Raw genomic sequence first — 13481 nt, forward strand, 5'->3', positions numbered from 1 at the left:
GCGCCTAAACCGCGCCCCTTTGATTATTTTGCCCGTCGTTGCGACAACCACAGCGCGCCGATCGCCAGCGCGAAAACCACACCGAAACCGATCCCCACGCCGACCACCGGTACGCTGACTTTCACCGCCAGCGAATAGAGCCCGAGCATCAACAGCATGGCGGTGTTCTCGCCAAGGTTTTGCACCGCGATCGCGTTGCCTGCCCCCACCGATTTTTTGCCTCGTTCTTGCAACAACGCATTCAACGGCACCACAAAGAAGCCGCCCAAGACGCCGATAATCAGCAGTACCGCATAGGCGCTAAGCAGGGTAGTTTGCAGCGCGAATATCGCCACCGCTACGCCAATCAAGATCCCGGCCGGCATACAGCGTTTCACGGTCTCGAGCGTAACGAAGCGAGCCGCGGCACCGGCGCCAACCACAATCCCCACCGCCACCATAGCATTCAGCAACGTCGGCGTGGCGTTATCGGCGATACCCAGCGCCACCGGCACCCACAGCACCAACAGAAAGCGCAGCGTGACCCCTGCGCCCCAAAACAGGCTGGTACCAATCAATGAGAAACGGGTTTGCCCATCGCGCCACAGCACCACACAGGCGTTGAAGAAAGCGCGAGTCATGGCACGTGGCGTCCATGACGTCGCCGGATGTGCCGCAGGCAGGCGCGGAATATACAGGTTGGCGATCACCGCCGCTGCGTAAACCAGCGCACATACCGCCAGTGCGGCGACCACGTGCCAGTCTGCCAGGATGCCGCCGGCCACCGAGCCCAGCAGGATCGCCGCGATAGTGGAGGCCTCCATCAGGCCGTTGGCCTTGACCAGTTTCTCACCGCTGGTGATCTCACCCAAAATCCCATATTTGGCCGGTGAATAAGCTGCGGCACCCACGCCCACCAGGCTATAACCGAGGAACGGATCCAACCCGAAACAGATCACCAATGCGCCGGCCAGCTTCAGGCCGTTAGCCACCATCATCACCCGCCCTTTCGCAAAGCTGTCGGCAATCTGGCCGACAAAAGGCGCGAGAATGATATAGGTGGCGACAAACGCCATCTGCAGAATCGGCTGGCTCCAGTCGGGATAAAGCTGTTGTTTGATCAGCGCCAGCGTGGCGAACAGCAACGCATTGTCACCGAACGCAGAGAGAAACTGTGCGCAAATGACCGCAATCATGCTGCGCGAAAGCAAGGGGGAATCAGTGTTCGACGACGAGTTCATCAGACAGTCTCCGGCTGTTCAGCCATTTTACGCAGGGTCACAAAATCCGGTTTGCCACTGCCCAGCACCGGCAGCGTTTTCAACAGGCGAATATCACGCGGTACCGCCAGTTCAGGGCTGCCCAATTCACGCGCTGCCCGCAGCAAGGCTTCGCGGGTTACGCTTGCATCGGTTGTGAACAGCACCAGTGCCTCGCCCTTACTGCTGTCACTTTTCACCGTGGCGGCGTGCAGCCCTTCCGGCGATACACGCTGTGCCAGCAGCTCCACGCTTTCCAGCGAGACCATTTCGCCCGCCAGTTTGGCAAAGCGCTTCACCCGACCGCGGATCACACAGTAGCCCTGTTCGTCCAGCGTGACGATATCGCCGGTATCGTACCAGCCCGGCTGCAGGTTGCCCTGTTCATCCTCTGCCGCCGGCGGCTCCAGCTCGCCCGGATGCTCCACCCGCAGATAGCCTTTCATGATATTCGGCCCACGCAGTTGCAGGCGTCCACCGTTCTCAATACCCGGCACCTTCATTAAACGCGCTTCCATATTCGGCATGATGCGCCCGACGGTACCCACCTTGGCCGCCAGCGGCACGTTGATTGACACCACCGGCGCACACTCGGTCACGCCATAGCCTTCCAGGATGCGAATACCGTATTTGTCCTGATAAATCTGTTTGGTGCTGTCCGCCAGCTTTTCCGCACCGGCTACCACATAGCGCAACCGGGCAAAGTCATACGGATGGGCAAAACGCGCATAGTTATTGAGGAAAGTGGCCGTGCCGAACAGCACGGTGCAGTTACGGTCATACACCAGCTCCGGCACCACGCGGTAATGCAGCGGACTGGGGTAGAGGAAAATGCGGCTGCCGGTCATCAACGGGGTCAACAGCCCGACCGTCAAACCAAACGAGTGAAACAGCGGCAGCGACGACATAAAACGGTCGCGCGGAGTGAAGTCGGCAATGGTACGGATCTGCTCAACGTTAGCCAGCAGGCTGGCGTGGGAGTGCACCACGCCCTTCGGATTGCCCTCCGAACCCGAGGTGAACAAGATCAGTGCCGCATCGTCAGGCTTCTGCGGCAGCATGGCGCCCGCGGGTTGGAACAGATGACGCAGGATCCACAGCTTGTCCGCCAGGGTCACGGTATCTTTCAGATCCTCCAGATACACCCAGTTGGCCTCCGGCACCTGCTGCGGCAAATGTGTCAGCTTGCCTTTTTCCAGGAACTGGCGTGAGGTGACGATGGTTTTAAGACTGGCGGCGAGCATGGCACTTTTCAGGCCGTTGGAACCCGCGGTGTAGTTGAGCATCGCCGGGATACGGTTGCGCAGCGAGGCGCCAAAAATCGCCGCGGCGGTAATGGTGGCATTCGGCAATAGCATGCCGACATGTTCGCCCTCGGCGGTAAAGCGCTGCAGGATACGGCAGACGCCCAGCGCTTTTTTAATCAGTGTCTGGTAGCTGTCTTCCTTGAAGTTGATATCTTCAATGCACGGCTTGCTCCGACCATAGCGATGCTGCGCCGCCAGCAAAGCGCGGAACAGGGTCTGTGGCTCGCGCGTGTCCATACGCGCCTTCATCATGATTTGGTGCAAGCGATCGCCGGCCAGCATGCGACGTTCTCGGGCGCGTGGCGCGACCGGCATCGGCAATGACGTCGGCGGTAAAATACGGATGCTGATCTGCGGGAACCAACGGATCTTGAAGACCCCGGCCATACGCCCAAAAGGGCTGAATTCGGCGCCATCAAGCCGTATCGGCACCACGGTCGCCCCCGATTTGGCGGCAATAAACGCGGCACCATCATAAATTTTCATCAGTGAGCCGGTCACGGTAATGCGCCCTTCGGGGAACACCACGATGGGCCGCCCTTGCTCGACCATGCGCACCAACTGTTTGATGGCCATCGGCTTGGTGGGATCGAGCGAAACGAAATCGATATAAGGCCGCAACCAGCGCATAAACCAGCGATCGCCTATGCTGGCGTAGACGGCAAACACCGGTTTGATCGGCAAAAACAGCGCCAACAGAATACCGTCGAGGAAGGAGATGTGATTGGGCGTAATCAGCAGCTTTTTCTGATCGAAATGTCGGGCGTCGCCCTCAACGCGTACCCGGTACAGCAGGCGGAATAGCACCCGCAGCATTGAAAAGATCATGCCCTTCTCCCTTTGCCCAAGATGAGCGTAAATGGTTGTAGGGAAAAGAATACTATATGGCAGGCAAAAAAAAAACCTACGCATCCGCGTAGGTTGGTGCAATTGAAAATGGCTTCAACATACAGAGTATGCTGATTTCTCACCAATCAATACCTCTGGGATCACCTACTCTAGAGCGGTGGCGATTAAGAAACTACCGATCAATCGCAAGAGTTTTGCTCTAAATGCAACCAGCTGTAAATTTCCCGCGATGTACTGAAATAACTCAATGAAATGTAAATAGTCCTGCGGAATAAAAATACAAAATCAGATTTTACGCAGGCGGGACGGAGGGGGATCGGGCAAAAAAAAACCTACGCATCTGCGTAGGTTGGTGCAAATTAATATGGGCTCAACAAACAAGTTGCTGAAACTCACCAATCAATACCTCTGGGACGTTTAATTTACCGCGTTGAGCCGAAAACCAGCCAGCGGCCAATCGAAACATTAGGGCGCAAAGTGTAACCAGCGGTGTATCCCCACGGCCTTTCAAGCCACAGTGAGCTCGCCTTGCCGTGGGGTTGGATGTTTATCGTACGCTCACTTCTACCAGGCAGCTCATGGCGTTCGGCCCTTGAGTCAATGGCGAGGTACCGATATCCAGCGTTAACACGTTCGGGTTGCCGGACTGTTCCACCTGCAGGCGCTCGGCACCAAAACCTGGGTCAAACCAGGCGCCGGTTGCCATCAGCACTACGCCCTGGGTGACGCCGTCGGTGATCGCAACGCCTGCCAGGCAATTGCCACGCGCGTTGCTGACCTGTACCTCCGCCCCCTCGGCAATGCCGCGCCTGGCTGCATCTTCCGGGTGCATATACAGCGTTTCGCGCCCGGCCGTTTTATTGCCCTGCGCCAGCGGCGCCGGATCCATCTGGCTGTGCAGGCGATCGCTCGGTTGGATAGATATCAGATGCAATGGCCACTCTTTGGCCTCCGGTGCCCCCAGCCACTCGACTGGCGGCTGCCACTGCGGATGCGGGGCAAAATCGGCATAGCGATAACCGGCGATTTTCTCGCTGAACAACTCAATCTTGCCGCTCGGCGTTTGCAGCGGATTGGCCTGCGGATCGGCACGAAAATCGTCGAAGAACACGAATTCTTTCGCCGGTGCCGGCAGCTCGACGTAGCCTTTGCGCCAGAAATCCTCAAACTCGGGCCATTCTACGCCGGTCCCCGCCTGCGCCTGGCCGCATTGTTGATAGATAGATTCGATCCAGGCCCGCTCGTCGCGGTTTTCGGTGAACTGCTCACGGTAACCGAGCCGCTCCGCCAGATCGGCAAAAATATCAAAGTCGTTACGTGCCTGATGCTGTGGCGCAATGGCCTGATGCATCGCCAATACGTAGCGATCGCGCGATGAACCGCCGATATCGTTACGTTCCAGCGAGGTGGTGACCGGCAGCACGATGTCCGCCATCTTGGCCGCCGGCGTCCACCAGATATCCTGCACTATCACCGTATCCGGTTTCTGCCAGCCTTCCACCAGCCGGTTTAGTTGCTGGTGATGATGGAACGGGTTGCCGCCAGCCCAGTGCACCAAATGAATATCCGGATACTGGTGCGTCTCGCCACGGAACTGATAGGAGCCGCCGGGTTGCAACAGCATGTCGCAGATACGCGCCACCGGGATGGCCAGCCCACAAGGGTTGGCGCCGACCGGCATCATGGGCCCCGGCGTGTCCACCCGCGGGTTGCCGACCCCGTTCATCGAGCCGTGACCAAAGGAGAAACCGCCCCCCGGCAGCCCCACCTGGCCGAGCATCGCCGACAGGGCAATCATCATCCAGTAGGGTTGTTCACCGCGATGGGCTCGCTGAACCGAATAGGAGCAGGTGATAAAACTGCGCACGCCGATCAGTTGCTGCGCCAGCAAACCGATACGCGCCGCCGGAATGCCGGTGATGGCACTGGCCCATTCGGGCGTTTTTGCCACGCCGTCGTCGGTGCCGCGCAGATAATCCGCCAACTGGCTATAGCCGGTGCAGTGGCTATAGAGGAAAGCTTCATCCTGAGCGCCACGGCGCTGGATTTCATACGCCAGTGCCAGCATCAGCGCCACGTCGGTATTCGGGCGAATTGGGATCCATTCGGCATTCACAAATTCCGGGCAGTCATCCCGCATCGGACTGATGTTGATCACCGGAGTGCCTTTTTTCACCAGCTTTTGCAGCCAGGGTTTGAGCGAGTGCTCCGCCGCACCGCCGGAAGAGACCTGGGCATTTTTCAACGCCAGGCCGCCGAAGGCCACAAACAGCTCGCAGTGCTCAACCACGCTGGGCCAGCTGGTGACACGGCCGGTCAATGGGGTGAAAGTACCGTTCACATACGGCAGGAAAAACTGGGCCGCTCCCCAGCTGTAGTTGCCCAACTGATCGACACCGCCGCCGCCAGCAAAATAAAAACGGCGCACCAGCGAACGAGCGTGGTGCAGGCGCCCGGCAGATGACCAGCCATAGGAACCGGTAAACAAGCCGGAGGGGCCGTAGCGATCGCGCACGCGCCGGTTTTCTTCCGCCACCAGATCGAGCGCCAGATCCCAATCCACTTCGACAAAATCCTCGCGGCCACGTAGCGTACGGTCGCTGCCTTCACGCTTTTGCAGCCAGGAACGGCGCACGGACGGCTTGCGGATGCGCTTGTCGGAATAGGCCATCGGCGCGATGGAGTCGAGCATTGGGGAAGGATCCGGATCGTCGGCAAACGGCTCACAACGGATAAGCCTGCCGTCTTCAACCACGGCGGTATAGGCGCCCCAGTGAGCGAGTTGCGGATAGCGTTTAATCGACATGGTGTTCTCAGCCAAGAATGGATGCCCAAAAATAGCATTAGCCGATGCGCCGCGCCAAAGCACAAATGGCTCTATCACTGAGCGGCACAGGTCTAAGCTCGGGGTAAATTGCCCATATCTGCAACAGCCGCCACAAGTTACGATCGCCAGCGCTTGCAGCCCCGGGCTTTTTCCGCAAGACTGAGGGATGTAAGCGATTACCCAGGATGTATGACAGATATGGCTACCATAAAGGATGTTGCCAGGCTGGCGGGTGTTTCCGTGGCCACGGTATCCCGCGTAATAAACAATTCTCCCAAGGCCAGCGAAGGCTCACGCACCGCCGTGCTGGCTGCGATGGAACAACTGCAGTATCACCCAAACGCCAATGCCCGCGCGCTGGCACAGCAATCGACCGAAACGCTCGGGCTGATCGTTTCCGACGTCTCCGATCCTTTCTTTGGTGCCATGGTCAAGGCCGTGGAACAGGTGGCCTACGCCACCCACAATTTCCTGCTGATTGGCAACGGTTACCACGAGGCGGAAAAAGAACGTCAGGCGATTGAACAGCTGGTACGCCACCGTTGTGCCGCGCTGGTGGTACATGCCAAAAAGCTGACCGACCGTGAGTTAAGCGGGTGGATGCAGCAGATCCCGGGCATGGTACTGATTAACCGCACGCTGCCGGGCTTTGAATCGCGCTGCGTGGCGCTCGACGATCGCTACGGTGCCTGGCTGGCGACCCGCCACCTGATCCAACAAGGGCACCAGCGTATTGCCATCATCTGCTCCACCCACCAAATTTCCGATGCGGCGGACCGTCTGCAGGGCTATCTCGATGCATTGCAGGAGCACGGCATTGCGGTAGATGAAAAACTGATTGCCTACGGCGAGCCAGACGAGATTGGCGGCGAACAGGCGATGACCGAGCTGCTCGGGCGCGGTAAAAACTTCACCGCGGTCACCTGCTACAACGACTCAATGGCCGCCGGTGCCCTTTCGGTACTGAGCGACAACAGCGTGGATGTGCCGGGGCAGATGTCGCTGATTGGTTTCGATGACGTGCTGATTTCACGCTACCTGCGGCCGCGTCTGACCACTATTCGCTATCCGGTGGTGGCCATGGCAACCCAGGCGGCCGAACTGGCGCTGGCACTGGCCAACAATCAGCCGCTGCCGGAGATCACCAACATGTTCAGCCCGACGCTGGTGCGCCGCCATTCGGTGGCCAGCATCAATAACGTTTACGAGCAGAACTAGATCAACTCCCGGTGATACAGCCGCACCGGGCGATCGGGGTAATCCAGCGCATCGCCGATGTAGCGCCAGCCATGGCGCTCATAATAGCCGCTAAAGTCACTGTAGAGATAAAGCTCACTGAAGCCGGTGCGTCGGGCGTAGTCTTGCACATGCTGCTGCAACCGCAGCCCCAGACCGCTGCCGCGCTGGCTTTCGTCGACATACAGCGCCGCCAGCCAGGGCGTCAGATCCTGCCGGCTGATCAAGTCGCAGCGCCATAAGCCGACGGTGCCAACCACTTTATCGTCCTGCAGGGCGATAAAAGTAATGGGCAAATCGGCTCCGCACAGCCCGCTGTCCACCACGCTGGCGAAAAATGCCCGGCTGTTTTCGCTGCCAAACGCCTGCCACAGCCAATCAATCACCTGACCGCGATGCTGTGGATAATCCGCCAGAAGCTTAATCTCAGTCATCTCTTCTCTCTTTTCCCATTGTCTGGCATCAGTCTACGGACGTTGCGCCACAACACAATCCCGGCGGAAAAATCCCACGCAGCCAAGGGGTAAGCCTATGCTAGACTGAGCGATATTTGCCACAGCGGATGTTGAAAGAGGTAAGCCACTGATGATCACCATGTTGGATGTTTCCATTCGCGCGGGGGTATCCAAAGCCACGGTTTCACGCGTGTTAAATGGCACCGGCCAGGTGAAAAAGAGCACCCGCGATGCGGTGTTCAAGGCCATGGACGATTTGGGTTACCGCCCGAACTTCCTCGCCCAATCGCTGGCAAACAAAAGCTCCAACAGCATTGGCCTGGTAGTGTCCAATTTCGACGGCCCCTACTTCGGACGCCTGCTTCGTCGCGCAGCCAAGCTGATCGAGGCCAGCGGCAAACATCTGATTGTGACCGACGGCCACGACACGCCGGAAGATGAACTGCAGGCGGTACAGCTGCTGGCGGATCGCCGCTGTGATGCCATCATCCTGTATACCCGTTTCATGTCAGAAACTGCGCTGATGAAGCTGCTGGACAGCCTGCCGGTGCCGATCATGGTGATCAATCGGGATCTGCCACAGGCGCGCGCACGCTGCGTGTTCTTCGAACAGCAAAAGGCGGCCTTCCATGCGGTGGATTATCTGATTCGGCAGGGGCATCGCGAGATCGCCTGCATTACCGGCCCCATCGCCACGCCAACAGCACAGGCGCGGCTGGCAGGTTATCAACAAGCGTTAGAGCAGCACCATATTGCCTTCAACGAAGCCCGCGTGGCCTACGGTGACAGCAGCGTGCAAAGCGGATATCAGGGCACCCGGCGTTTGCTGGCCGAGCATATCGATTTCAGCGCGCTGTTCGCCTGCAACGACGACATGGCGGTCGGCGCGATGAAGGCGCTGCACGATGCGGGCAAACGCCTGCCGCAGGATGTCTCACTGTTCGGCTTTGACGACGAGCCCAGCGCCGCCTATTTGCAACCCGCACTATCTACCGTGTATCTGCCGATCGACGTAATGATCGAAGCCGCCATCAGCCAGGCTTTTCGCCTGATCAATGGGGAAGACACACAGCCACTCACCCCGTTCACCGGCGAACTGCGGCTGCGTGAATCGGTGCTCCCCGGGCCTTACGCCGACTGATCCCTCCGGGCGCTGTCGCAGATTGCGTACAGCGCCGTATTTCTTCAACGCCAATTTCCCTTCCCTGCCACCAATCCGCATATTGTCAAGACAATAATCTTTACACTATATAGCTTAAAAGCTATATTCGGAGTTTGACATGTGGCAGATCGTGACCGTCGAACGATTCGACAACTGGTTTTTATCATTAAACAGCGATCAACAAAAAAGCGTGCTGGTAGGAATATTCAAACTGCAGGAATTCGGCCCCTTGTTGGCGCGTCCTCATGCCGACACGCTGAATCACAAAAACCAAATACAGCATCTGAAAGAGTTACGTATTCAGCATCGCGGTCGGCCGTTTCGGATTTTCTTCGCCTTCGATCCGCAACGACAAGCGGTCCTGCTTTGCGGTGGCGATAAAACCGGTAATAAACGCTTCTATCAACAAATGTTGCCGATCGCCGTCAGAGAGTTTTCACATTACTTGGCAACCCAGAGGTAACGTAAATGGCCAAACCCTTATCAGATCTGATCGACAGACTCGATCCCACCGTAGTTGAAGCTGCGCAACAGAAAGCGGACAAAGAAATTTTTGAACTGCGGCTGGCAATGCTTCGGGAAGAACTGGCGGTGTCTCAGGTGGAACTGGCCAAGCGGCTTGGTATCAGCCAACCTTCGGTCGCCAACCTGGAAAAACGCGGCAGCGAAATTAAACTCTCTTCACTCAAACGCTATATCGAAGCCATGGGGGGAACGCTGTCGCTGGAAGTTCAGCTCCCGAACGGCCAGCATCGACGGATGACGCTGTAAAATGGGCGCAGCAAACTGCGCCCAAAAGCATCAGATCAGTTCCAGCGCAATCAGCTCTTCGATGGTCTGGCGACGACGGATCAGGCGCGGTTCGCCGTTCTCAAACAGCACTTCCGGCAGCAGCGGGCGGCTATTGTAGTTTGAAGACATAGACGCGCCATAAGCACCGGTGTCATGGAACACCAGATAATCGCCAACCTGCACCGGCGGCAGCTCGCGGGTTTCAATACCGCCACCGGCCTGCTGAGTAAAGACGTCTCCGGATTCACACAGCGGTCCGGCAATCACGGTTTCACGCAGTGGCTGGTGTGCGGTATCACGACCGTCGGCCGGCAGCAGGGATATGTGGTGATAGCTGCCGTACATTGCCGGACGCATCAAATCATTAAAACCGGCATCCACCAGCACAAAGTGCCGGCTGCCCATGTCTTTCACTGCCCGTACCTCGGCGACCAGCACACCGGCTTCCGCCATCAGGAAACGACCCGGTTCGATCTCCAGCTTCACCGGATGACCCAAATGTGCGGCAATACGCTCGCGGGCGCTGTTCCACAGGCCAAAATAGTGTTCGGTATCAATCGCCTCTTCGCCGTACTGATAAGGGATCGACAGGCCGCCTCCGGCAGAAATCGCACTGATGTCCTGGCCGAGGTCGATCACCTGTTGCACCATGGCGTCACACACGCGCTCCAGATGCTGGTAGTCCACCCCCGACCCTATATGCATATGCACACCAATCAGCGTCAGACCGTATTGCTGAATTTTTTCCACCGCCTGCGGTAAGTCGGCATACCAAATACCGTGCTTGCTGTTCTCACCGCCGGTGTTGGTTTTCTGGCTATGGCCGTGACCGAAACCTGGATTGATGCGCAGCCACACCGGATGCCCGGCAGAGACCTGCCCCAGCTGTTCCAGCATGTCGATCGAACCGACGTTGACCGGGATTTTCAATTCGCTGACGCGAGCCAGAGTCGCGTGATCGAGCACATCGGCGGTAAACACGATTTCGCTTGGTTCGCCACCCGGCTGAAAACCGGCCTGCAATGCACGCTCAATCTCGCCTAACGACACCGAGTCCACCTTGACGCCCTGCTCACGCATCAGGCGCAAAATATGAATATTCGAGCAGGCCTTCTGGGCAAAACGGATCACGTCAAAATGCCGCAATTGGCTGATGCGCTCGCTGATAATCGCTGCGTCATAGGCCCACACAGGGCAACCAAAGCGCTCAGGCAACGCCAATAGGTTAGCGGCGTTAAGAGCGGTAGAAGTGTCGTGCAAAGCGCGTGGCATAGTGATGTTCCCGGTTCGAAAATGGTATGCACTCAATATTGCCGCACTCTTTCTCGGGTGGAAAATATCTATTTAGCCAGAGTCTATTCATTTATGATATGGCTTTGTTCATGATGGAATCAGCCGATGCACGCGATAACCCTGCGCCAGATTGAAATCTTCTATGCGGTGATGACGACCGGCAATCTGACCGAAGCCGCCGCGCTGCTGCAAACCTCGCAACCCACCGTCAGCCGCGAGTTGGCGCGCTTCGAGAAACTGATCCAACTGCAGTTGTTCGAACGGGTGCGCGGGCGGTTATCCCCCACGGTACAGGGCCTGAGGCTGTTGGAAGAGGTGCAACGTTCCTATTACGGCCTTGATCGCATCGTCAATGCCGCCGCCGGTATCCGCCAGTTCCAGCAGGCGCAGCTTTCGATTGCCTGCCTGCCGGTATTTTCACAATCGCTGCTGCCGGCGGTGTGCAAACCCTTTATCGATCGCTATCCGGAGGTCAGCTTCAGCGTGATACCGCAGGAATCACCGTTGCTGGAAGAGTGGTTATCGGCGCAGCGCCACGATTTGGGCCTGACGGAAAATACCCTGACTCCGGCGGGCACCGAGCGAATGACCTTGATGACGCTGAACGAAGTGTGTGTCTTGCCGGCCGGGCATCCGCTGCTGGCGAAAAAGCGGCTGACGCCGCAGGATTTTGCCGGACAAAACTTTATCAGCCTGTCGAACACCGACAGCTATCGCCAACTGCTGGATTCGCTGTTCAGTGAGGAAGGGGTTAATCGCCGGCTGGTGATGGAAACCCACAGCGCAGCGTCGGTCTGCGCCATGGTCAAAGCCGGCGTGGGGGTATCGATAGTCAATCCGCTAACGGCGTTGGACTACGCCAACAACGGTATACATATACGGCCATTCAGCGTTGACGTGCCCTTTACCGTTAGCCTGATCCGGCCGCTGCACCGCCCGTCGTCGGCGCTGGTCACGGCCTTTACTCAACATTTGCAGCAACAGGCACAAACGCTGCCCGCCCGTCTGGCCGCCGTGATTACGCGCTAGCCGGGCGCTTGGCGCGGCTGAACGTCACCAGACACAGTACCAGACCCAGCAACGCGATCCCCGCAGCGGCCAGCGGTACGCTGGTCAAGCCCAACCCCTGCGCTATCACGACACCGCCGACCCAGGCACCAATCGCATTACCGACGTTGAACGCGGCGATGTTCAGCGTGGACACCAGATTGGGAGCCTTTTTACCGTAGGTCACCACGTTGATTTGCAGCGCCGGTACGGCGGCGAACGCCGCAGCGGCCCACAGGAACAGGGTAATTTCAGCCGGTACCATCGAATGGCTGGTCCAACTGAACAATGCCGCAAAGCAGGCGATCACCAGGAACGTACAGGTCAGCGTCAACGGCAAGCGCCAGTCCGCCAAACGTCCACCCAGGATGTTGCCCAGCGTCAGACCAACCCCCATCAGCAATAGCGTCCAACTGACGCCATGGGAAGAAACACCCGTCACCTCGGTCAGTAACGGGGCAATATAAGTAAACAGCGCGAACATCGATGCGGCAAAGGCCACGGTCATCAACAATGACAGCCAAATACCGCCGCCGCGCAACGCCGCCAGCTCTTTTTTCAGATCCGTCGGGGCCTCGTCCTTCACGCTGGGCAGCTTGTTGTACAGCGCCAACAGAGAGAGTACGCCAATGACCGCCACCGCCCAGAACGTCGAACGCCAACCCAGCGCCTGACCCAGTGCGGTACCCAGCGGCACGCCGAGCACGTTGGCCAGCGTCAGGCCGGTGAACATCAATGCCACGGCTGAAGCCCGGCGGTTTGGCGGCACCAGATTGGCCGCAACCACCGCGCCAATACCGAAGAAGGCGCCGTGGCACAAGGCGGTGATAATGCGCGCCAGCATCAGGAAGTCATAGCTGTACCCCAGGGCGCACATAATATTGCCGAAGATGAAAATCACCATCAGCAGCAACAGCGTTTTTTTGCGCGGCAGCTTCGCGGTCAGCAAGGCCATGATGGGTGCACCGATAGCCACGCCAAGGGCATAGCCGCTGATCAGCCAGCCGGCAGAAGGAATGGAGACCTGCAGATCTCCCGCCACTTCAGGCAGCAACCCCATGATCACAAACTCGGTGGTGCCAATAGCGAATGCACTTAATGCCAGTGCGAGCAGAGAAACAGGCATGCGGAAAGCTCCCAGTCAACAAAGCCCCGGTGTCAGGCACTCGGGGCCGGTAAAAACACATAAAATTGACGGGCAGCCCGACAGGCTGCCCGCGAAAAAGGGTCAGAGAGGGTGTTCAAAGAGCGGGGTTAACTGCTTAACCCTATAAT

General features: G+C 58.0%; 11 protein-coding genes. 5 read left to right on the forward strand and 6 right to left on the reverse strand.

Going from position 1 to position 13481, the window contains the following annotated elements; all coding sequences use genetic code 11:
* Nucleotides 1-23: 23 nt before the first annotated feature.
* The 3 genes from lplT to M495_RS19590 form a co-directional block, all read right to left on the reverse strand.
* Nucleotides 24-1220: a lysophospholipid transporter LplT gene (gene lplT / locus M495_RS19580; protein ID WP_020828404.1), complete on the reverse strand. Its 1197-nt coding sequence runs from the start codon at nt 1218-1220 to the stop codon at nt 24-26.
* Complete coding sequence (gene aas, locus M495_RS19585) at nt 1220-3373, reverse strand: bifunctional acyl-ACP--phospholipid O-acyltransferase/long-chain-fatty-acid--ACP ligase (protein WP_020828405.1); 2154 nt, start codon at nt 3371-3373, stop codon at nt 1220-1222. Before aas ends, lplT begins: the two co-directional genes overlap by 1 nt.
* Nucleotides 3374-3941: 568 nt before the next feature.
* Entirely contained in the window at nt 3942-6200 is a 2259-nt protein-coding gene (locus M495_RS19590; RefSeq protein WP_020828406.1) for a molybdopterin guanine dinucleotide-containing S/N-oxide reductase, read from the reverse strand.
* Nucleotides 6201-6419: 219 nt separating this feature from the next.
* On the opposite strand from M495_RS19590, the gene galR reads away from it, so the two are divergent.
* Nucleotides 6420-7439: an HTH-type transcriptional regulator GalR gene (gene galR, locus M495_RS19595; protein WP_020828407.1), complete on the forward strand. Its 1020-nt coding sequence runs from the start codon at nt 6420-6422 to the stop codon at nt 7437-7439.
* Here the strand turns inward: galR and M495_RS19600 are convergent.
* Nucleotides 7436-7891: a GNAT family N-acetyltransferase gene (locus tag M495_RS19600; RefSeq protein WP_020828408.1), complete on the reverse strand. Its 456-nt coding sequence runs from the start codon at nt 7889-7891 to the stop codon at nt 7436-7438. The two genes, galR and M495_RS19600, sit on opposite strands and share 4 nt — an antisense overlap.
* 151 nt (nt 7892-8042) lie before the next feature.
* On the opposite strand from M495_RS19600, the gene M495_RS19605 reads away from it, so the two are divergent.
* The 3 genes from M495_RS19605 to M495_RS19615 all read left to right on the forward strand — a co-directional run bounded on the left by M495_RS19605 (nt 8043) and on the right by M495_RS19615 (nt 9845).
* A complete protein-coding gene (locus M495_RS19605; protein ID WP_020828409.1) occupies nt 8043-9053 on the forward strand; it encodes a LacI family DNA-binding transcriptional regulator in 1011 nt (336 codons plus the stop codon).
* Between the two features lie 139 nt (nt 9054-9192).
* Entirely contained in the window at nt 9193-9537 is a 345-nt protein-coding gene (locus M495_RS19610; protein ID WP_020828410.1) for a type II toxin-antitoxin system RelE/ParE family toxin, read from the forward strand.
* A gap of 5 nt (nt 9538-9542) precedes the next feature.
* A complete protein-coding gene (locus tag M495_RS19615; RefSeq protein ID WP_020828411.1) occupies nt 9543-9845 on the forward strand; it encodes a helix-turn-helix domain-containing protein in 303 nt (100 codons plus the stop codon).
* Between the two features lie 30 nt (nt 9846-9875).
* Here the strand turns inward: M495_RS19615 and lysA are convergent, their stop codons facing one another.
* Entirely contained in the window at nt 9876-11138 is a 1263-nt protein-coding gene (gene lysA, locus M495_RS19620; protein WP_020828412.1) for a diaminopimelate decarboxylase, read from the reverse strand.
* 126 nt (nt 11139-11264) lie between these two features.
* Here lysA and M495_RS19625 point away from each other — a divergent pair, with 126 nt between their 5' ends.
* The gene (locus M495_RS19625) at nt 11265-12188 is read left to right on the forward strand and encodes a LysR family transcriptional regulator (RefSeq protein WP_020828413.1); all 924 of its coding nucleotides are present in this window, start codon (nt 11265-11267) and stop codon (nt 12186-12188) included.
* On the opposite strand, the gene M495_RS19630 is transcribed toward M495_RS19625, so the two are convergent.
* Nucleotides 12178-13332 (reverse strand): MFS transporter, encoded by a 1155-nt coding sequence (locus M495_RS19630; protein WP_020828414.1) that lies wholly within the window; start codon nt 13330-13332, stop codon nt 12178-12180. The genes M495_RS19625 and M495_RS19630 overlap by 11 nt on opposite strands.
* Nucleotides 13333-13481 lie beyond the last annotated feature (149 nt).

Source organism: Serratia liquefaciens ATCC 27592 (genome assembly GCF_000422085.1).
Classification (GTDB): Bacteria; Pseudomonadota; Gammaproteobacteria; order Enterobacterales; family Enterobacteriaceae; genus Serratia; species Serratia liquefaciens.

Excerpts from the sequence above, each read along its gene's own strand:
- M495_RS19590 (WP_020828406.1), bottom strand. The coding sequence starts at position 6,200 with ATGTCGATTAAACGCTATCCGCAACTCGCTCACTGGGGCGCCTATACC.
- M495_RS19625 (WP_020828413.1), top strand. The coding sequence starts at position 11,265 with ATGCACGCGATAACCCTGCGCCAGATTGAAATCTTCTATGCGGTGATG.
- M495_RS19615 (WP_020828411.1), top strand. The coding sequence starts at position 9,543 with ATGGCCAAACCCTTATCAGATCTGATCGACAGACTCGATCCCACCGTA.
- lysA (WP_020828412.1), bottom strand. The coding sequence starts at position 11,138 with ATGCCACGCGCTTTGCACGACACTTCTACCGCTCTTAACGCCGCTAAC.
- aas (WP_020828405.1), bottom strand. The coding sequence starts at position 3,373 with ATGATCTTTTCAATGCTGCGGGTGCTATTCCGCCTGCTGTACCGGGTA.
- M495_RS19605 (WP_020828409.1), top strand. The coding sequence starts at position 8,043 with ATGATCACCATGTTGGATGTTTCCATTCGCGCGGGGGTATCCAAAGCC.
- lplT (WP_020828404.1), bottom strand. The coding sequence starts at position 1,220 with ATGAACTCGTCGTCGAACACTGATTCCCCCTTGCTTTCGCGCAGCATG.
- M495_RS19610 (WP_020828410.1), top strand. The coding sequence starts at position 9,193 with ATGTGGCAGATCGTGACCGTCGAACGATTCGACAACTGGTTTTTATCA.
- M495_RS19630 (WP_020828414.1), bottom strand. The coding sequence starts at position 13,332 with ATGCCTGTTTCTCTGCTCGCACTGGCATTAAGTGCATTCGCTATTGGC.
- M495_RS19600 (WP_020828408.1), bottom strand. The coding sequence starts at position 7,891 with ATGACTGAGATTAAGCTTCTGGCGGATTATCCACAGCATCGCGGTCAG.
- galR (WP_020828407.1), top strand. The coding sequence starts at position 6,420 with ATGGCTACCATAAAGGATGTTGCCAGGCTGGCGGGTGTTTCCGTGGCC.